Source organism: Comamonas sp. A7-5, assembly GCF_039581385.1.
In the GTDB taxonomy this organism is placed as follows: domain Bacteria; phylum Pseudomonadota; class Gammaproteobacteria; order Burkholderiales; family Burkholderiaceae_C; genus Comamonas; species Comamonas thiooxydans.
The window spans coordinates 133,760-151,633 of sequence record NZ_JBCPWO010000006.1; the positions used below are offsets into that span (position 1 = coordinate 133,760).

At 63.3% G+C, this 17,874-nt stretch carries 17 protein-coding genes; 9 read left to right on the top strand and 8 right to left on the bottom strand.

Annotated elements, in window-relative coordinates; genetic code table 11:
* Positions 1-75 precede the first annotated feature (75 nt).
* Entirely contained in the window at positions 76-1,080 is a 1,005-nt protein-coding gene (locus AAIL67_RS13195; protein WP_034408734.1) for a tripartite tricarboxylate transporter substrate binding protein, read from the bottom strand.
* A gap of 224 nt (positions 1,081-1,304) precedes the next feature.
* Between AAIL67_RS13195 and AAIL67_RS13200 the strand changes: the two genes are divergently transcribed.
* The gene (locus tag AAIL67_RS13200) at positions 1,305-1,955 is read left to right on the top strand and encodes a molybdopterin-dependent oxidoreductase (RefSeq protein ID WP_063661488.1); all 651 of its coding nucleotides are present in this window, start codon (positions 1,305-1,307) and stop codon (positions 1,953-1,955) included.
* Positions 1,956-1,963: 8 nt separating this feature from the next.
* Here the strand turns inward: AAIL67_RS13200 and xerD are convergent, their stop codons facing one another.
* Both xerD and AAIL67_RS13210 read right to left on the bottom strand, forming a co-directional pair.
* Positions 1,964-2,920 carry a site-specific tyrosine recombinase XerD gene (gene xerD / locus AAIL67_RS13205; protein WP_063661490.1) on the bottom strand — a complete coding sequence of 319 codons (957 nt, stop codon included), beginning with the start codon at positions 2,918-2,920 and terminating at the stop codon, positions 1,964-1,966.
* A gap of 103 nt (positions 2,921-3,023) precedes the next feature.
* Entirely contained in the window at positions 3,024-3,908 is an 885-nt protein-coding gene (locus AAIL67_RS13210; RefSeq protein WP_034359927.1) for a LysR family transcriptional regulator, read from the bottom strand.
* Between the two features lie 110 nt (positions 3,909-4,018).
* On the opposite strand from AAIL67_RS13210, the gene AAIL67_RS13215 reads away from it, so the two are divergent.
* Complete coding sequence (locus tag AAIL67_RS13215) at positions 4,019-5,065, top strand: NAD(P)H-quinone oxidoreductase (protein WP_343484205.1); 1,047 nt, start codon at positions 4,019-4,021, stop codon at positions 5,063-5,065.
* A 76-nt stretch (positions 5,066-5,141) separates the two neighbouring features.
* Here AAIL67_RS13215 and AAIL67_RS13220 read toward each other — a convergent pair whose 3' ends face one another.
* The gene (locus AAIL67_RS13220; protein ID WP_063661492.1) at positions 5,142-6,122 is read right to left on the bottom strand and encodes a tripartite tricarboxylate transporter substrate binding protein BugE; all 981 of its coding nucleotides are present in this window, start codon (positions 6,120-6,122) and stop codon (positions 5,142-5,144) included.
* Between the two features lie 236 nt (positions 6,123-6,358).
* On the opposite strand from AAIL67_RS13220, the gene AAIL67_RS13225 reads away from it, so the two are divergent.
* A complete protein-coding gene (locus AAIL67_RS13225; RefSeq protein ID WP_012837347.1) occupies positions 6,359-7,267 on the top strand; it encodes an AEC family transporter in 909 nt (302 codons plus the stop codon).
* 56 nt (positions 7,268-7,323) lie between these two features.
* On the opposite strand, the gene queG is transcribed toward AAIL67_RS13225, so the two are convergent.
* Complete coding sequence (gene queG, locus AAIL67_RS13230) at positions 7,324-8,364, bottom strand: tRNA epoxyqueuosine(34) reductase QueG (RefSeq protein WP_343484206.1); 1,041 nt, start codon at positions 8,362-8,364, stop codon at positions 7,324-7,326.
* Positions 8,365-8,376: 12 nt separating this feature from the next.
* On the opposite strand from queG, the gene tsaE reads away from it, so the two are divergent.
* From tsaE to AAIL67_RS13245, 3 genes are all read left to right on the top strand, one after another.
* Positions 8,377-8,898, top strand: a complete 522-nt coding sequence (gene tsaE / locus AAIL67_RS13235) for a tRNA (adenosine(37)-N6)-threonylcarbamoyltransferase complex ATPase subunit type 1 TsaE (RefSeq protein ID WP_003064470.1) — start codon at positions 8,377-8,379, stop codon at positions 8,896-8,898.
* Positions 8,895-10,421 (top strand): N-acetylmuramoyl-L-alanine amidase, encoded by a 1,527-nt coding sequence (locus tag AAIL67_RS13240; RefSeq protein ID WP_343484207.1) that lies wholly within the window; start codon positions 8,895-8,897, stop codon positions 10,419-10,421. Before tsaE ends, AAIL67_RS13240 begins: the two co-directional genes overlap by 4 nt.
* Positions 10,422-10,605: 184 nt before the next feature.
* On the top strand, positions 10,606-10,821 hold the full coding sequence (locus AAIL67_RS13245; protein WP_003064466.1) for a glycine zipper 2TM domain-containing protein: 216 nt from the start codon (positions 10,606-10,608) through the stop codon (positions 10,819-10,821).
* A 107-nt stretch (positions 10,822-10,928) separates the two neighbouring features.
* On the opposite strand, the gene AAIL67_RS13250 is transcribed toward AAIL67_RS13245, so the two are convergent.
* A complete protein-coding gene (locus tag AAIL67_RS13250; RefSeq protein ID WP_003064464.1) occupies positions 10,929-11,582 on the bottom strand; it encodes a DedA family protein in 654 nt (217 codons plus the stop codon).
* Positions 11,583-11,963: 381 nt separating this feature from the next.
* On the opposite strand from AAIL67_RS13250, the gene AAIL67_RS13255 reads away from it, so the two are divergent.
* The 3 genes from AAIL67_RS13255 (at position 11,964) to AAIL67_RS13265 (ending at position 15,541) form a co-directional block, all read left to right on the top strand.
* Positions 11,964-12,212 carry a hypothetical protein gene (locus tag AAIL67_RS13255; RefSeq protein ID WP_003064462.1) on the top strand — a complete coding sequence of 83 codons (249 nt, stop codon included), beginning with the start codon at positions 11,964-11,966 and terminating at the stop codon, positions 12,210-12,212.
* Positions 12,213-12,322: 110 nt separating this feature from the next.
* The gene (mutL, locus tag AAIL67_RS13260) at positions 12,323-14,566 is read left to right on the top strand and encodes a DNA mismatch repair endonuclease MutL (protein WP_343484208.1); all 2,244 of its coding nucleotides are present in this window, start codon (positions 12,323-12,325) and stop codon (positions 14,564-14,566) included.
* 99 nt (positions 14,567-14,665) lie between these two features.
* Positions 14,666-15,541 carry a MurR/RpiR family transcriptional regulator gene (locus AAIL67_RS13265; RefSeq protein ID WP_034378795.1) on the top strand — a complete coding sequence of 292 codons (876 nt, stop codon included), beginning with the start codon at positions 14,666-14,668 and terminating at the stop codon, positions 15,539-15,541.
* A gap of 99 nt (positions 15,542-15,640) precedes the next feature.
* Here AAIL67_RS13265 and AAIL67_RS13270 read toward each other — a convergent pair whose 3' ends face one another.
* Both AAIL67_RS13270 and AAIL67_RS13275 read right to left on the bottom strand, forming a co-directional pair.
* Positions 15,641-16,345, bottom strand: coding sequence for an aspartate/glutamate racemase family protein (locus tag AAIL67_RS13270; RefSeq protein WP_224650020.1), 705 nt, complete (start codon positions 16,343-16,345; stop codon positions 15,641-15,643).
* Entirely contained in the window at positions 16,342-17,838 is a 1,497-nt protein-coding gene (locus AAIL67_RS13275; RefSeq protein WP_063661524.1) for an MFS transporter, read from the bottom strand. The genes AAIL67_RS13270 and AAIL67_RS13275 overlap by 4 nt, the downstream gene beginning before the upstream one ends.
* Positions 17,839-17,874: the final 36 nt, after the last annotated feature.

Sequence of the window (17,874 nt, forward strand, 5' to 3'; positions counted from 1 at the left end):
CGCTTGCTGCGCACAACGGAAAAGGGCTTGCAGCCGATGTGACCGCAAGCCCTTTTTCATTCAAGAAAGTCCCGATCAGTTGGTCTGGATACCTGCAGCCTTGATGATCTGGGCGTTGGACCTGGACTCGACCTCGATCTGCTTGGCAAAGTCCGCCGCCTTGCCGCCGGTAGGCACATTGTCAGTGGCCTCCAGGCGCTGACGGATCTCGGGCAGCGCCAGCGCCTTGTTCACCTCGGCATTCAGGCGAGCCAGCACGGGGGCGGGCACGCCCGCGGGAGCGAAGATGCCGAAGACCGATGTGGTGTTGGCGTTCTTGTAACCCAGCTCGGCCAGCGTGGGCACTTGAGGCAGCGAGTCCAGACGCGCCGGAGCTCCCACGGCCAGGGCCTTGAACTTGCCGGCCTTGATGTGCTGCATCACGGCCGGGCCGGCATTCGTGGACAACACTTCGAACTGTGCACTCAGGCCGTCATTGAGCTGCTGGCCACCGCCCTTGTAAGGCACATGGGTGATCTGAACCTTGCCCTGATCGGCAATCTGCTCGAGCATGATGTGGCCCAGCGAGGCCAGACCGGCCGTGGCCCAGCGCACATCGCCGGGGTGGGCCTTGGCCTGGGTCATCAGCTCGGGAAAGCTCTTGGCTGCCAGACGGGTCGTTCCCAGCAGCAGCACGGGCGAATACATCACGCTGACCACGGGAACAATATCCTTGTGCGGATCGAACAGCGGCTTGCCCAGATGGGGGCTCAGCGTCAGCGGGCTGATGGACGAAAAGCCCAGCGTATAGCCATCGGGGTTGGACTTGGCGACCTGGTCCAGGCCAATCGCGCCACCCGCGCCGGCCTTGTTGTCGATCACCACCGACTGACCCAGCGACTGCGACAGCTTTTCACCCAGTGCACGGGCCACCACATCGCTCACACCACCAGCAGGGTAGGACACCACCAGACGAATGGGACGGCTGGGCCAGCCAGCCGCGTCGGCTTTGTCGGCCGCCTGGACATTCAGGGACAAGGTGGCAGGCAGCACGGCTGCCAGGGCACAGGTCAGCATGCTGCGACGCAGAAAGTTAGTCATCACTCGAAATCCAAAAATCAAGACCTGCATTTTTGACCAAAGTGAATTCCCCGGTTGATTTGGACGACGATTCGTCAATTCACTGGACAGAAAACATCAAAATAAAACTTCAAACATTCAAATAGACCAACACTCCAACCGACCAACACCTTCATCGACATGTCGCAATGACGCCCGCAAGGCTTGCCGCTAGACTGCAGCAATCTCCACAAAGAAAGCGCCCCATGGCAGAAAAACAACCTCTATCACGTCGCTCCATCTTGCTGCGAAGCGGTGCTGCGGGCGCTGCACTGGGCGCCATGGCTCTGCCCGCCGCGGCCACACGCAGGGCCTCCCGCACCTGTGTGCTCGATGGCCTGCAACCCGCAGTGCTCACCATCAGCGGCCCCGGTGTGCAGGCCAATCGCGGCAAGCCGCAGGCCGTGGCGGACCGCATGCTGATCATCCATGGCTATCTGTTTGATGCAGCCTGGTCCTGTGGCATGGATGCGCTCAACAGCCTGGAGCAGCAGACGCTCAGGACTACGCTTGAATACGACGAAGCCGAGCACAGCCTGCAAGGCCCGCTGCTGGAGCAGGTGCTGCAGGCCGCCGGCGTGGATGTAGGCCAGGCCATGGCGCGCGGCCTGCAACTGACTTTGCAGGGCATAGACGGCTATCGCAGCCAGATACCGCTGGCCCAGGCCGTGCGCTGGCGCATGCTGATTGCCACCCAGCTGGACGGCGTGCCGCTGGCAATGGGCGGCGTGGGCCCGCTCTGGGCCATTTTTGCAGCCCATCAGATTCCGGAGCTCGGCCAGTTGCCCGTCAAGCAGCGCTTTCCTGCCGCCGTCTGGGGGCTATACCACCTGCAGCTTGGCAGCGCGACGACCTAGGTAGCGGCTCAGCCGCGCGGGTGATGCTCGGCATGCAGAGCCTTGAGCCGCTCGCGCGCCACATGGGTGTAGATGGTGGTGGTGGAGATATCGGCATGCCCCAGCAGCATCTGCACCACGCGAAGGTCGGCGCCATGGTTGAGCAAATGGGTGGCAAACGCATGGCGCAGCGTATGCGGTGAGAGGGGCGAGTTGATACCCGCGATCTGCGCGCATTTCTTGACGATGACCCAGAACATCACGCGGCTCATGCCCGCACCGCGCTGGGTCACAAACACCTCCTCGGTCTGCTGCCCTCCCAGAATCGCCGCTCGCGCCTGCTGCAGATAGCGCTCCAGCCAGTGCTGCGCCTCCTGACCAAACGGCACCAGCCGCTCCTTGCGCCCCTTGCCCGTCACGCGCAGCACGCCCGAGCGCAGGTCCAGCTCATGCATGCGCACACCCACCAGTTCGCTGACGCGCAGACCGCTGGCATACATCAGCTCCAGCATGGCGCGATCGCGCAAGCCCAGCGGGCTGTCCACATCGGGCGCATCGAGCAGGGCCTCCACCTGCTCCTGGGTCAGGGTCTTGGGCATGCGCGGCGGCTGCTTGGCCGCCAGCATGCGCACCGTGGGGTCGGCAGCGATGCGCTTTTCACGCAGCGCCCAGTGAAAGTAGCGACGCAATACCGTCAGCCTGCGGTTCGAGGAGGTGGCCTTGGTGCCCTCCACACGGGCCGTGAAATAGCCCTGCAGATCGGCTTCCAGCGCAGCATCCAGCGCCTTGGGCGGCTGCAGCCGCGCCAGCCAGCGCGCAGCCGCTGTCAGGTCACGCCGATAGGCGGACAGGGTATTGCGCGAAAGCCCGTCCTCCAGCAGCAGGGCATCGATGAACTGATCGAGCGCATGCTGGCTCTGCGGCAAGGGCTGCGGCCAGTCATCGGGAATCTGCGGTTTGCGGGCTTTTTTAGGAGTGTCGAACATGGAGCTAGCGTACACGCTGGCGAGGATGCACCGAGCTGAAATCAGCTCGGTGCACCATGGAGATCAGGGTCAGATACCGGCAATGGCAAATGCTGTGCCTGCTTCAGCTGATGCCGGCTGATGGACCATCGAAAGCCTCGGCCAGGAACTGCGCAACCGCTCTCACCCTAGCCGTGCGCTGCAGATCGGGATGCATGACCTGCCAGACTTCGTAGTCGTTCGGACGTCGGCGTTGCGGCCAGATACGCACCAGGCCTTCGCGCTCCCCCATCCACAACGGCATTTCCCCAATCCCGATGCCTGCAGCAACCGCCTTGCGCACGAGGAGACTGGAGCGGACCGACATGGCAATCCTGGCTTGACGTGCCGGCACTCCGGCCATGCTCAGTAGCGGACTCTGCTCCAGATAAGGCCCGTATGCCACCAGATGGTGACCGCGCAACTCGTCTTCAGGGGCGGGCTCGCCAAAGCGAGCCAGATAACTCGTGCTTGCGAACAGCCCCACAGGCCACGAAGCCACACGGCGAACCACCAGCTCTGGGGTATCAGGCCTGACGTTGCGAAAAGCAATATCCGCCTGCCGGCGACCGAGGCTGAGCAACTGGGTGGAGACTTCCAGATCCACGCGGATATTCGGCCAGTGCTGCTGCAAACGCTCGACAGCGGGCAGCAACAGGTCAATAGCGATGGAGTCGGTGCTTGTCACGCGCACCAGCCCACCGGGATTTTCATCCTGACCCTCGATCTTGGTGCGCAAGTCCAGGGCCGCACTCTCCATACGCTTTGCCGCAGCCAGTGCCACCTCGCCAGCGGCCGTGAGCAGGTATCCATCCTTGGCCCGCAAAAACAGCTTTGCCCCCAGCTCGGACTCCAGCGCATTCAGGCGTCGCCCGACCGTTGCCTGATCAATGCCCAGGCTGCGCGCTGCGGCGCGCAATGAGTGCGTGCGGCTCAGGGCGAGAAAGATGCGGGTATCGTCCCAGTTCATGGCTCATCAGTTGATGCAAATTTGCATCAATGTAGAGCGAAATCGCTGCATTGCAAACAAAGCTTTGCGTCGTAATCTTCAGCGCCCAAAGATATTTCGAGAACGACGCTATGCCCACCTTTTTGACAGACTCCATCCTCGCAGCAAAGCCCTCCACCATGCAGGCCATCGTTTTTGACGACTTTGGCGGGCCCGAGGTGCTGGTGGCCCGCGAGCTGCCGGCTCCTGAGCTTCGCCCCCACGACTTGCTGGTACGCAACGCCTCCATCGGCGTCAATCGTGCCGACCTCTATCACCGCAAGGGCGCCTATGGCCGAGCTTCCTTTGGTGACGCAGACACCATGGGCCTGGAGATCGCCGGAACCGTGATCGAGGCCGGTCCCTTGGTGCAGGGCTTCTCCGTGGGCGACCGGGTCATGGGCATCGTGGGCGGCGGCGCTTATGCCGAGATTTCGCGCATAGACCACCGCATGGCGATACATGTCCCCGGGAATCTGGACCTGGTGGATGCCGGTGCGATACCCGAGGTGTTCGTGACCGCACACGAGGCCCTGTTTCATCTGGCTGGCTTGCGCGCCGGCGAATCGGTGCTGATCCATGCGGCAGCGGGTGGTGTCGGATCGGCCGCCGTTCAGCTTGCACATGCTGCCGGCGCCCGGGTTTTTGCGACGGCTAGCGGCGACAAGCGCGAAGCGGTTCTGGGTTTCGGAGCCGATGTCTTCATCGACTATCGCAGCGAGGACTTCCAAACCGTGGTGGCCCAGGCCACCGACGGCAAAGGCGTGGACATCGTGATCGATTTCGTCGGTGCCCCCTACCTGGAGCCCAATGTGCGATCGCTGGCCGTCGGCGGGCGCATGGTGATGGTGGGCCTGCTGGGCGGCTCCCAGGGCGCTGCATTGCCCATGGACCTGGTGCTGTACCGCCATCTGCGGATCTTCGGAACCGTGATGAAGTCACGCTCGCCCGAAGTCAAGCAGGCGATGGTCCAGCGCTTTGCCCAGCGATGGCTTGGTGCATTGGAGAGTGGAGCGATACGGCCCGTGATCGATAGCTCCTTCGCTTTGGCAGATGCTGCTGGGGCGCACAGACATATGGAGTCCGGGGTCAGCATCGGCAAGATTCTGTTGCTGCCTGGGCAGCGGAAAATAATATAAAAAACAAAGCCCGAATTGCCTCAAAGGCAATTCGGGCTTGCGGTATCCGCTACTGCATCGGCAGCAGATCAGCTGCTTAGTCCAGTGTCAGCTTCTGCTTGGCCACGACCTGCTTGTAGGTTTCGAACTCTTCCTTCAGTTCCTTGGCGAATTCCTGAGGAGAGTTGCCCACCACCAGCGAGCCGGTGTCTTCGATGCGCTTCTTGACCGCGGGGTCCTGCAGCACCTTCTTCACAGCGGCATTGATCTTGTCGACCATGGCCTTGTCCATGCCCTTGGGGCCCAGAATGCCGTAGGAAGCCATGCGATTGACCTGGGGCAGACCCACTTCCTTGAAGGTGGGCACGTCAGGCAGCACGGCCAGACGCTGGGGAGCTGCCACGGCGATGGCCTTGAGGCGGTTGTCCTTGATGAAAGGCAGCGCCGAAGGCAGGTTGTCCAGAATCATGGGGATCTGGCCGGCAACCGCGTCGTTCAGGGCCGGGCCCGCGCCGCGATAAGGCACATGGGTCATCTGGATGCCGGTCAGCGACTTGTACAGCTCCATCAGCATGTGCTGGATGCCGCCCGTACCGGACGAGCCATAGGAGTACTTGCCGGGATTGGCCTTGAGTTCGGCCTCGAAAGCCTTGTAGTTAGCCGCGCCGGGGAACTTGGGGTTCACGGCGATCACATTGGGCGTGGCCGCAATATTGATGATGGGCGTGAAGTCCGTCAGCGGGTTGTAGGGAGTCTTGGGGTTGATGGCCGGATTGGTGGCCATGGTCGACAGGGTGGAAATACCCAGGTTGTAGCCGTCAGGCTTCTGGCGCGCGGTTTCCTGCGCACCAATGACGCCGCCGCCACCACCCTTGTTGTCCACCACCACGGACTGACCCAGTTCCTTGCTCAGCGGCTCGGCGATCACACGCGCAATGATGTCGGTCGTGCCGCCTGCGGCAAAGGGCACCAGCAGCTTGATGGGCTTGCTGGGGTAGTTGGCCTCTGCCAACACACCGGTCGAGAAACCTACAGTTGCCAGAGCCATTGTCAGGCCCACGCACATACGACGATTCATGAAGGGGTCTCCTTATGAGTTCTGAAATTAACGGCTGATGGTACGTGCCGCAAAAAACCCGACACATTCTTGTTAGCCCTGATTTCTCAGTAATTACCCTAGATTCACACCATTTCCTTGAAGCGCATCAAAGTTCAGCTCGAATGAGCCGAGCGACAACAGTAAGTACTACTACATAGAAACTTGGCGACAGCTTTCTCTCAGCAAACCTATGACCGGCCCTATGCTTACAGGCCGTGAACTATCTAGAACTGCTTTTTCCCGATTTCGCGCTCATCGTGCTGGGCTATGTGCTGTGCCGTTTCACGCCCATCAACCGCAGCGTCTGGCAAGCCGTGGAGCAGCTCGTCTACTACCTGCTGTTTCCGGTGCTGCTGTTTCACTCCATCACGCGCAACCCGATCCAGTGGGGCGACGCCAGCCAATTGCTGGCTGCCGGTGTGCTGGGAGGCCTGCTGGGCATTGCGCTGACCTACAGCCTTCCGCACCTGCCTCTTCTTGGCCGGCGCATCGATGCACGCGGCTATGCGGGAGCAGCGCAAGTGGCGTTTCGCTTCAACTCCTTTATCGCGCTGGCACTGGTTTCGCGCCTGGCAGGGCCGGACGGACTGCTCTATGTCTCGGTGCTGATCGGCGTATCCGTGCCGCTGTTCAATGTGGCCGCCGTCTGGCCCATGACGCGTGGCAGCGACCAGCATTTTGTCGGTCATCTGCTGCGCAATCCGCTGATCATCGCCACCGTCAGCGCCCTGCTGTTCAATGCCGCCGGACTGAAGATTCCTGCCCTGCTGGAAGCCCCCGTGGCACGCATCGGTGCGGCCTCGATCGCACTGGGCCTGATGGCCGCCGGCGCCGGTCTCAAGCTCAGTGCACTGGCCAGCAACAAGCTGCTGGCCAGCGAGTTGCTGCTGATACGCCATGCCATCCAGCCGCTGATCGCCTTTGCCATGGTTCAGCTGTTCCACCTCAACCAGCCGCAGGCGATTGCGCTGATGGCGTTCTCCAGCCTGCCTACTGCCTCGTCCTGCTATGTGCTGGCTGTGCGCATGGGCTATGAAGGCTCGTTTGTGGCCAGTCTGGTGTCGCTGTCCACGATGCTGGGCGTGCTCAGCCTGCCCTTCGGGCTCTGGCTGATCGGCATTTAAACTTGATAGCTTCTTGTACTTACTGAATAAGCGATAGAGGCCAATTTCACTAAAAGTCAGGCGCGCTGCGCCAGCGCCCAGGCCACATGTTCGGCCACCACGGGGTCGGGATGATCGGCCCGGCTCTGCAGCGCGGCTTTGAGTTCGGGCCTGCCGGTTTCGCGCCAGGCATTGCCCAGGGCCACGGCCACATTGCGCAGCCAGCGCGCATGGCCAATGCGGCGGATGGGGCTGCCCTCGGTCACGCGCAAAAAAGTGGCTTCATCCCAGGCCAGGAAATGCACCAGTTGAGTGCCGGCCAGTCCGGCGCGGGCGTCGAAGTCCGGCAAGACGCTCGGATGGGCAAACTTGTTCCAGGGACAGGCCAGCTGGCAGTCATCGCAGCCATAGATGCGGTTGGCCATCAAGGGCCGCAGTTCCTCGGGAATGCTGCCCGCATGTTCGATGGTCAGATAGGAGATGCAGCGCCGCGCATCGACCTTGTGCGGCGCGATGATGGCGCCCGTGGGACAGGCGTCGATGCAGGACGAGCAGCTGCCGCAGTGCGCTGTGACGGGGACGGTGGTCTCTAGCGCAAAGTCCACATAGATTTCGCCCAGAAAGAACATCGATCCGGCCTCGCGGCTCAGCACCAGGGTGTGCTTGCCGCGCCAGCCCTGGCCGCTGCGGCTTGCCAGCTCGGCCTCCAGCACCGGGGCGGAGTCGGTAAAAGCACGGTGGCCGAACGGGCCTATTTCCTGTGCGATGCGCTCAGCCAGCTTCTGCAGGCGGTTGCGCAGCACCTTGTGATAGTCACGGCCTCTGGCGTAGATGGAGACAATGCCTTCTTCGGGACGCTTGAGCCGATCCCATTCCACGGCCTGCCAGCCGTCCCCGGTCTCGCGCGGCAGATAATCCATGCGCGCGGTAATCACGCTCACCGTGCCGGGAACTAATTCCGCTGGCCGGGCTCGTTTCAAACCATGGGCCTGCATGTAATGCATCTCGCCATGAAACCCTTGCGCCAACCATTGCAGCAAACCGGGTTCTGCCGAGGACAAATCCACGCCCGCCACGCCGATTTGGGAAAATCCCAGCTCGCGAGCCCAGGCTTGCATCAAAGGAACCAATTGACTGCTGCTCAACATACACCCCGAATTGTAGGAAGCGAGCCCACACCGGCGCTGGCGCAGCGCCAGATACTCTGGCAAAGCGAACAGGAAACCGAGCGCTTTGCCCGGCAACTGGCCGCCCTGCCCCAGCTGCGCAACGCCTATGTGACCCTGCATGGCGACCTGGGTGCGGGCAAGACCACGCTGGTGCGTCACTGGTTGCGCGCCCTGGGCGTGCAGGGCCGCATCAAGAGCCCGACCTATGCGGTGGTGGAGCCGCACGAGGCCGGCGACCTCTCGATCTGGCACTTTGACTTCTACCGCTTCGACGATCCGCGCGAATGGGAAGATGCAGGTTTTCGTGACATTTTTGCCAGCGCCGGACTCAAGCTGGCAGAATGGCCCGAAAAGGCCGCAGCGGTTACACCTGTTGCGGATATAGCTATCCATATCGAAGCAATTGACGATGTGCAGCGACAGGTGACGCTCAAGGCCGGCACCCCCGCAGGCTGCACCGTGCTTGAAGCATTGACGGCATGAGCAAAACAACCTCCTCCACGGCTTTTCCCGATCAGCCCCGGCTGGGCCCTTCCCGGCTGGGCCCTTCCCGGCTGGGTCTTTCCCGCCGCAATCTGCTGCAGGCAGGCGGCGTGGTTCTGCTGCTGGGCCGCCAGCATATTGCGCAGGGCGCGAGCATCGTGGCCGTGCGCGTCTGGCCCGCCCCCGACTACTCGCGCGTCACACTGGAATCCGATATTCCGCTGACGGCCAAGCCGGTCTTCGTTCCCAGCCCGCCGCGGCTGGCCGTCGATATCGAGGGCCTGGATCTGAATCCGGCGCTCAAGGAACTGGTGGCCAAGGTCCGCTCCGACGACCCCAATATCGCCAGCATCCGCGTCGGCCAGTTTGCCCCCGGTGTGGTGCGTCTGGTGATCGACCTCAAGCAGGAAGCCAGACCCCAGGTCTTCACGCTGGCCCCGATTGCTCCTTACAAGCACAGGCTGGTGCTGGACCTCTACCCCGCCAAGGCCGTGGATCCGCTGGAGGCTCTGATCAGCGAGCGCCTGCGCGATGCCGGCAGCACGGCTGCCGCCCCGGCACCGCACAACCCCGCGATCACGACACCGCCCCCTGCGGCGATTGCGACAGCGCCCCAGGCCGACCCTCTGGGTGATCTGATTGCCCAGCGCAACCAGCGCCCCAGCACTCCAGCACCGGCTCCCGCGGTGATTGCACAGGCCCCGGCACCTGTTCCTGTGCCTCCGCCACCGGCTCCCGCGCCACGCCCGGCTCCGGCACCCAGGCCTGCGCCCAATATTGCCACCTCGCAAAGCACGGACCGCATCATCATCGTGGCACTGGACCCCGGCCATGGCGGCGAAGACCCCGGCGCCACCGGTCCCAGCGGCCTGCGTGAAAAAGACGTGGTGCTCAAGGTCGCCCATCTGCTGCGCGAGCGCATCAACAACTCGCGTATAGGCGGCAGCCCCATGCGCGCCTTCATGACGCGCGATGCCGACTTCTTCGTGCCCCTGGCCACACGCGTGGAAAAAGCCCGCCGCGTCCAGGCCGATCTGTTCATCAGCATCCATGCCGATGCCTTCACCACCCCGGCAGCGCGCGGTGCCAGCGTGTTTGCGCTCAGCGAACGCGGGGCATCGAGCACGGCCGCCCGCTGGCTGGCCAACAAGGAAAATCAGGCCGACCTCGTGGGCGGCCTGAACGTGGGCGGACTGCAGGATCAGCATGTGCAGCGCATGCTGCTGGACATGAGCACCACCGCCCAGATCAAGGACAGCCTCAAGCTGGGTACTTCGCTGCTGGGCGAAATCGGCAGCATGGCCAAGCTGCACAAGGCCCGTGTGGAGCAGGCCGGCTTTGCCGTGCTGAAGGCGCCCGACATTCCCAGCGTGCTGGTGGAAACGGCCTTCATCAGCAACCCCGAGGAGGAAGCCAAGCTGGCCTCTGCCGCCTACCGCGAGCAACTGGCCGACGCGCTGATGACAGGCATACGCAAGTACTTCGCCCACAACCCGCCCCTGGCGCGCAGCCGATCGGTTTAAGTGCGCGCTTACACAAAACCACCATGCTGGCTGTCAGCCGACAAGCCGGCTCGATGACAGTCGCCAAGCCTGAATGACACAGGCTTGGCCCTCTCTCCTACCTGAAAGCCAGGGCAAAAGGTTCAAGATCAAGGCGTGTTCTTATGAAAGCTGGCCTCTAGGGCAGCTGTACAGGAGAGACCTCATGAAACTGCGAACTCTTGCCATCACCGTGTCTGCTGCCTTCACGCTGGCCATGGCAGGCTGCTCCACCTCGCCCACCAATGCCCAGATCGGCACCGGTGTCGGCGCCGTCGCTGGCGGCGTGGTCGGTGATGCACTGTTTGGTTCCACTTTGGGCACCGTAGGCGGTGCCGCGGCAGGCGCGCTGATCGGCAACGAGGTAGGCAAGCGCAAATAAACGCCTCGATCCGATCTGAATGCCCAAAAAAGAAGCCCCGGCTTGCCGGGGCTTTTTCATGGGTCAGCGCTTTTCCGGTCGGGGCAAAGCACTGTCAAGAGTGCAGATCAGGCGGTCCTGGCTTTTTCGGCCTTGCCGGCGCGCCAGGCACCGAAGATGGCGATCAGACCGGGCACCAGGATCAGACCCCAGATGATTTTTTCAAGATTGTTCTTCACCCACTCCATATTGCCGAAGAAGTAGCCTGCGGCGCTGATGCCCACCACCCAGAGCACGGCCCCCACGACATTGAACAGGCTGAACTTTGCGCGGCTCATATGAGCCACACCGGCCACGAAAGGTGCAAAGGTGCGAATGAAAGGCATGAAGCGCGCAAGAATGATGGTCACGCCGCCATAGCGCTCATAGAAGTTGTGGGCCTGGTCAAAAGCCTTGCGGTTGAACCAGCGCGAGTCCTCCCACTGAAACACCTTGGGGCCCAGGTAGCGGCCTATCGTGTAATTGCTTTGGTCACCCAGGATGGCTGCTGCCAGCAGCACCACCACCGCCAACGGGTAGCTCATGTAGCCGGCACCGCACAGCGCGCCGACAATGAACATCAGCGAGTCACCGGGCAGGAAAGGCATGACCACCACACCGGTTTCGACAAACACGATGATGAACAACAGGGCATACACCCAAGGCCCATAGGCCACGACAAAGGCTTCCAGATGCTTGTCGATATGCAGGATGAAGTCGATCAGAAACTGAATGATTTCCAAAACACGGTCCTCAAAAATGGATTGGCATACCGGCGTATGCCGGCCAGTAATGTACTGCGCCCCCAAAGCCCGCAGACGCTCCACCCTTTGCTGTAGTGCCATGTTTTTGAGAGCAAACTCACAGCTGCTTGCAGACTGCAACAAGGCCGGCTATTTAATGCTGGTTTGTTACAAGTTTTGATAAAACTAAACGTCAACAATACGTCAGCTTGCCATTTCTGCTGGCACAGTAGAGATGTGTCGCCGCAAGCCGTGCATTGCAAATCACGACATCGGCCCCCTGGCCAACAAAGTCCGGCGTCTCCAGCCTCCCGCATGTGCAGGAGTGGGCACAGAGACCAGACCGCTTTCCATAACTAGCACGACGAGAGGAATACGAACATGAAGACATTCACCATGCGCTATGGCAAGGCCCTGACTCTGGCAGCCGCACTGACCGGCGCACTGGCACTGGGCGGCTGCGCCCATGGCCCCAGCCGTCAGCAAGTCGGTATCGGCGCAGGTGCCGTGGCCGGCGGTGCAGTGGGCAACGTGCTGTTTGGCGGCCCCGTGGGCACCATCGGCGGTGCCGCCGCCGGTGCTCTGATCGGCAACGAACTGACCAAGGGCGGCTACCGCCACCGCCACTAAGCCCTGCGCCCGCGGGTTCAACGAAGAGCTGCCAGAAGTATTCCGGCGGCTCTTTGTGTTTTCCTCTCTCAAAAAACTCACTTCCCGGCCGGTTTGTACAGCCGCCTAGAATGGTTGCCGTGAACGCAACCAGCCCCGAACTCTCCCCCTCCCCTACCGAAACCGCCGACCAGGCAGCCCCCGTGCGCCGGCCGATTCGCGACCTGCCCGACGAGCTGATCAGCCAGATCGCCGCCGGCGAGGTGGTCGAGCGCCCCGCCTCCGTGGTGCGCGAACTGGTGGACAACGCTCTGGACTCGGGCGCAGCCCAGATCACCGTGCGCCTGCTGGCCGGCGGTGTGCGCCTGATCGCGGTGGAAGACGACGGCTGCGGCATCCCGCGCGACGAGCTGCCCGTGGCCCTGCGCCGCCATGCCACCAGCAAGATCAGCGATCTGCACGATCTGGAAACCGTGGCCACCATGGGCTTTCGCGGCGAGGCACTGGCCGCCATCGCCTCGGTATCGGAAACCTCCATCTTCTCGCGCCCTGCAGGTCAGGACTCGGCCTATCTGCTGGATGCACGCAGCGGCGAGCTGCGCCCCGCCGCACGCAACCAGGGCACGACCGTAGAGGTCAAGGAGCTGTTCTTCTCCACGCCCGCGCGCCGCAAATTCCTCAAGACCGATGCCACCGAGCTCGCGCATTGCATAGAGTCCGTGCGCCGCCATGCGCTGGCACGCCCCGATGTGGGCTTTGCCATCTGGCATGAAGGCAAGCTGGTCGAGCAATGGCGCGCTGCCGGCAGCACGCCCGACGAAGCCTTGTCGCGCCGCCTGGCCGATGTGCTGAACGATAAGTTTGTCGACAACTCGGTCGCCGTCGATCACTGGGCCGGCCCCGTCCACGTCACGGGCCGCGCCGGCATCCCGGACGCGGCGCGCTCGCGTCCCGACCAGCAGTTCTGCTATGTCAACGGCCGCTTTGTTCGCGACAAGGTATTGACGCATGCGGCCCGCTCTGCGTATGAGGACGTGCTGCATGGCAACAAGCAGCCGGTCTACGCGCTCTATATAGAGATCGACCCCGCGCGTGTGGATGTGAACGTGCATCCCACCAAGATCGAGGTGCGCTTTCGAGACAGCCGCGAAGTCCACCAGGCGGTGCGCCACGCGATCGAGAACGCGCTGGCCACACCGCGCGCCGCAGCCGTGGTCGAGGCGGCAGCCCAGGAAGCTGCCCGACAGCCCGGCCTGATCGACGAGAGCACTGCCACGCCTGTCCCGGCCAAGCCCGCGACCAAGCCCGTCGCAGCCCCGGCCTGGCCGCAAACCCGCATGAGCTTTGGCGAACCCGCCGTCGGCAATCCCGTGCGCGACCTGGCCAAGCTCTGGGAGCCCATGCGCGAAGCCACCGCGGAAACCTCACCTGCGCCCGCGCCCCAGATGGCGACTGCGGCACCAGCCCCAGCGACTGCCACAGCTGCGACGCCTGAATCGGCCACCGGCGCGACCACGATCACCAACACCACGGCCATGCCAAGCCCCGTGCCTCAGCCCGAGGACGAAGGCATCAGGCTGCGCCCTTCGGGCCAGTCCAGCTACTTCCAGCGCAAAGCGCCTGCCCCCCAGATGCAGGAAGCGCCAGCCGCTACTGAGATCGTTGCCAAGGCTGCAGCTGCAGCCCCGGTCGAACCGGTTGCGGCCATGCAAACTGCCGAACATGCCGCAGCGCCAGCAACGCAGCCACCCGTAACGGCTGCGACAGACAACACCCCCGTCTGGCCGCTGGGCCGGGCCGTGGCCCAGTTGCACGGCGTCTATATCCTGGCCGAAAACAGCCAGGGCATGGTCATCGTGGACATGCATGCCGCCCATGAGCGCATCGTCTATGAGCAGCTCAAGAATGCCGTGAATACGGAAAATGGCGACCAGCAGATTCCCAGCCAGCCGCTGCTGATTCCCGCCACCTTTGCCGCCACACCCGAGGAAGTCGCCACGGCCGAAGCCCATGCCGAGACCTTGCTGACCCTGGGCATGGAGGTCTCGCCCTTCTCGCCCAAGACCCTGGCCGTGCGCGCCGTGCCGGCCACGCTGGCCCAGGGCGATGCCGTGGAGCTGGCGCGCAGCGTGCTGGCCGAACTGGCCCAGCATGACGCCAGCACCGTGGTGCAGCGCGCACGCAACGAGATTCTGGCCACCATGGCCTGCCACGGCGCAGTGCGCGCCAACCGCAAGCTCACGCTGGACGAGATGAATGCGCTGCTGCGCCAGATGGAGGTGACCGAGCGCTCCGACCAGTGCAATCACGGCCGCCCCACCTGGCGTCAGCTGAGCATGAAGGAGCTGGATGCGCTGTTTCTGCGCGGGCGCTGACGGCAGCTCGGCAATGGCCGCCAAATAACCGCTACATTGCCGATATCGACAAAAAACAGCGGGCCGGCAGATCGGCGGGCCCGCCTGCCATCCGCCGTCATGAACCCCAGCTCCTCCACCCCGGAACCCGCCGAAGCCCACTCCTTCATCGCCCGCGTGCGTGCGGCCCTGCCGCAGTTGCCGCCCTCGGAGCGGCGGCTGGCGGAATTCCTGCTGGACTTTCCCGGCAATCTGTCGAGCTATGCTGCGGCCGAGATGGCCAAGCTCACGGGGGTATCGAATGCCACGGTCACTCGCTTCATACAGCGGCTGGGCTACGAAGGCTACGAGGATGCGCGCCGCCATGCTCGCGCCCAGGGCGACAACGGCTCGCCGCTGTTTCTGGCTGCCGCATCGGCCCAGGGCAAGCCCACGGCGGATGTGATTGCCACCCATCTGCGCCAGGCCTCTGAGAATCTGGCTGTCACCATAGGACAGATCTCGGCACAGCAGCTGGAGGACATCGCCCTGGCGCTGATCGGCGCCCGACAGCTGTTCTTTGTCGGCTATCGCCAGAACCGCAACTTTGCCGCCTATCTGCGCTGGCAGCTGCTGCAGGCACTCGAGATGCCCAGCCAGGTCATCCCCGGCGCCGGCGAGACCCTGGGCGAATATGCGGCTCAGATAGGCGAAAACGATGTCGTGGTGATCTTTGCCCTGCGCCGCAGCGTGCGCGTGGTCAGCGAGTTCGCGCGCCAGGCCAGGCTGCTGGGCGCCCGCCTGATCTGCATCACCGACCATGCCAGCCCGGCCCCCGAGGCGGACTGGCTGCTGCGCGTGCAGACCTCGGCCCCGGGACCGCTGGACAATCACACGGCGCTTTTCATGCTCTGCCACCTGATTGCCACGGCCACCTTGCAGCAAAGCGGGCAGCCGGGGCGCAGACATATGGCGGCTATCGAGACCAGCCACGATGCGCTGGACGAGATGCTATGAAATCAAAAGCTTGCTGCGCCTGCTATTCATAGATTTCAGACATTTTTCCATCTGAAATCCATGAATGATTAGCGGTAGAAGCTCTTGAATCAATAGCGATCAGCTAGCGACGGCGAGCGACAGGCCGGCCAGCGCCGCCTGCACTGCGGCCACCACGGGCGACAGCACCGGCACCTGAAAGCGCGGCGCCAGCCACAACGCGGCTTCGGACAACGGGCCGCCGCCGATCACCACGGCCTGTGCGCCATCGCTTTGCACGCATTGGGCCACGGCATCGCCCAGGCGCTCGCACTGCAAGGCCGGATCTGCAGCCAGCACCAAAGGCTCGCCCTGGGCAATGCGCGTGCCGCAGAACCAGGGCGCCAGGCCAAGCGCCGCGACCGAAGCGGCAATCGAAGCCTCCAGCCCCGGCGTGGTGGTCGCAATGCCAAAGCGGCGCGGGCGGCCCTGCTCATCCCGAGCGGCCTGCAGCATGGCGGCTTCGCCTATGCCGAAGGCGGCAACCCGTTCCGGCAGGGCCGCACGCAGCAACTCCAGCCCCGGATTGCCAAACGCGGCCACGATGATGGCCCGCCCAGCCTGGCTGTCATCGCCCTGGGCAAAGCCCAGGCCCAGCCGCAGCACCTCCTGCTCGGCGATCTTCAGTCCCGCCTCGTCGGTAATCATGGCCGCTCCCCGCTCGGCCGTCGCACCGTGCAGCAGCACGCCGGGCGGCAGACAGGCCCGCGCCTGTCTGAGCATCAGCGCCGTGGTCTGCTGCGAGGTATTGGGGTTGATCAGCAGAATATGCATGCCAGCCTTCATGCCGTGCGCTCCCGAGCGCTTGCAGGTACGCCTGCAGCCGCTGCAGACTCCTCCTGTGAATGGGATTCACCGCCCGCGCCTTCTTCGATGGAGCGGCCAAAGGTCTCGGGTGCAAACTGCACGGCAATCGCAAAGATGAAATACATGGCGGCGATCATGCCGAACATTCCGGAGACGCCGTGCAGGTCGAACATCTTGCCCGCCAGCACCTGGGACATGGCGCCGCCAATCGTGCCCAGCGCCAGCAGGAAGGAGGTTCCCAGCGCACGGATGCGCGTGGGGTAGAGCTCGGGCGCAAAAATCCAGATGGAAGTGTTTAGCGTCAGCACGCAGAACTGGAACAGCGCACCGCAGACCAGGATCATGGCCACGCTGTCGGTGAAGTTGCCGAATGCCAGGCCCGCAAGGCAGGCGGCAATCGCCCCTACCGTCAGCACCCGCTTGCGCGGAAAGTAGTAGCCCATGGTCGATGCCGCGATTGCCCCAAGCAGGCTGCCCATCTGCATGACGATGGTGAAGCTGAAACTCTTGGTGATGGAATAGCCCTGGGCAACCAGAATCGTCGGCATCAGCGTGAGCACCGAGAGCTGCGCGCCAAACGTCATCCACGAAGCCACGCCCACGGCAATCGTGCGCCGCGCATAGCCGCCCCTGAAGATGTCGGTGAAGGAGCTGCGCTGCACGGTCTGAGCGGCAGCCGTCTGCTCTTGTGCGCTGCCTGGGGTGATGAACTCGCGCAGTTCGTACTGCGCATTGGCCAGCTTGCCGGCCGCCAGCATGCTCAGCACCTGATTGGCTTCCTCGACCCGTCCCTTGGAGAGCAGAAAGCGCGGCGTCTCCGGCACGAAACGGCGGTAGAACACGATGAAGATGGCCGGCATGACCAGGCAACCGAACAGCCAGCGCCAGGAATCATCGCCCGGGAACAGCGTGAACACGCCCAGGGCAAATGCCGGCGCCAGCATATTGCCCAGACCGCCGCCGCCTACATTGATGAGACCGACTGCCGTGCCGCGAAAGCGGGCCGAGCAGAACTCCGCCAGCATGGTCACGGCCGTGGTGATTTCTCCGCCCAGACCAAAGCCCACGATGGCACGCGCCACGGCCAGGAAAGCGTAATCGGGTGCCAGTGCGCAGCCGACGGCACCCAGCGTGAACAGCGCCAGGTTCACATTGAGCATGAAGCGCCGTCCCATGCGATCGGCCAGGTAGCCCGAAAGCAGGCGCCCCATGGCGGCGGCAAAGAAAGTGATGGTGTTGAGAAAGGCAATGTCCGTCGCGTCCAGCCCCCATTGCTGGCGCAGCAGGGGGCCGACCAGGCCGACCGCGTTCTGTTCGAACACATCGAAGAGCACACCGCAGACCACCAGAAAGATGATGCTTTTGTGCGAGCGCGTCACACCGATCTGGTTGAGCGCATTTTCCAGTTGCTGCATCTGCGCCGCACTGGCCTTGCCTGACGCCGAGGGCGTCACGGGGATCTCAGCTGCCATATCCACCTCTTCTTGGTTTAGGGCTGGCCTGGCGCA

What these genes read in the sequence shown, in the direction of transcription:
- AAIL67_RS13195 (WP_034408734.1), bottom strand. Translation starts at nt 1,080, where the DNA reads ATGACTAACTTTCTGCGTCGCAGCATGCTGACCTGTGCCCTGGCAGCC.
- AAIL67_RS13200 (WP_063661488.1), top strand. Translation starts at nt 1,305, where the DNA reads ATGGCAGAAAAACAACCTCTATCACGTCGCTCCATCTTGCTGCGAAGC.
- xerD (WP_063661490.1), bottom strand. Translation starts at nt 2,920, where the DNA reads ATGTTCGACACTCCTAAAAAAGCCCGCAAACCGCAGATTCCCGATGAC.
- AAIL67_RS13210 (WP_034359927.1), bottom strand. Translation starts at nt 3,908, where the DNA reads ATGAACTGGGACGATACCCGCATCTTTCTCGCCCTGAGCCGCACGCAC.
- AAIL67_RS13215 (WP_343484205.1), top strand. Translation starts at nt 4,019, where the DNA reads ATGCCCACCTTTTTGACAGACTCCATCCTCGCAGCAAAGCCCTCCACC.
- AAIL67_RS13220 (WP_063661492.1), bottom strand. Translation starts at nt 6,122, where the DNA reads ATGAATCGTCGTATGTGCGTGGGCCTGACAATGGCTCTGGCAACTGTA.
- queG (WP_343484206.1), bottom strand. Translation starts at nt 8,364, where the DNA reads ATGCAAGCCTGGGCTCGCGAGCTGGGATTTTCCCAAATCGGCGTGGCG.
- AAIL67_RS13240 (WP_343484207.1), top strand. Translation starts at nt 8,895, where the DNA reads ATGAGCAAAACAACCTCCTCCACGGCTTTTCCCGATCAGCCCCGGCTG.
- AAIL67_RS13245 (WP_003064466.1), top strand. Translation starts at nt 10,606, where the DNA reads ATGAAACTGCGAACTCTTGCCATCACCGTGTCTGCTGCCTTCACGCTG.
- AAIL67_RS13255 (WP_003064462.1), top strand. Translation starts at nt 11,964, where the DNA reads ATGAAGACATTCACCATGCGCTATGGCAAGGCCCTGACTCTGGCAGCC.
- mutL (WP_343484208.1), top strand. Translation starts at nt 12,323, where the DNA reads ATGGTTGCCGTGAACGCAACCAGCCCCGAACTCTCCCCCTCCCCTACC.
- AAIL67_RS13265 (WP_034378795.1), top strand. Translation starts at nt 14,666, where the DNA reads ATGAACCCCAGCTCCTCCACCCCGGAACCCGCCGAAGCCCACTCCTTC.
- AAIL67_RS13270 (WP_224650020.1), bottom strand. Translation starts at nt 16,345, where the DNA reads ATGAAGGCTGGCATGCATATTCTGCTGATCAACCCCAATACCTCGCAG.
- AAIL67_RS13275 (WP_063661524.1), bottom strand. Translation starts at nt 17,838, where the DNA reads ATGGCAGCTGAGATCCCCGTGACGCCCTCGGCGTCAGGCAAGGCCAGT.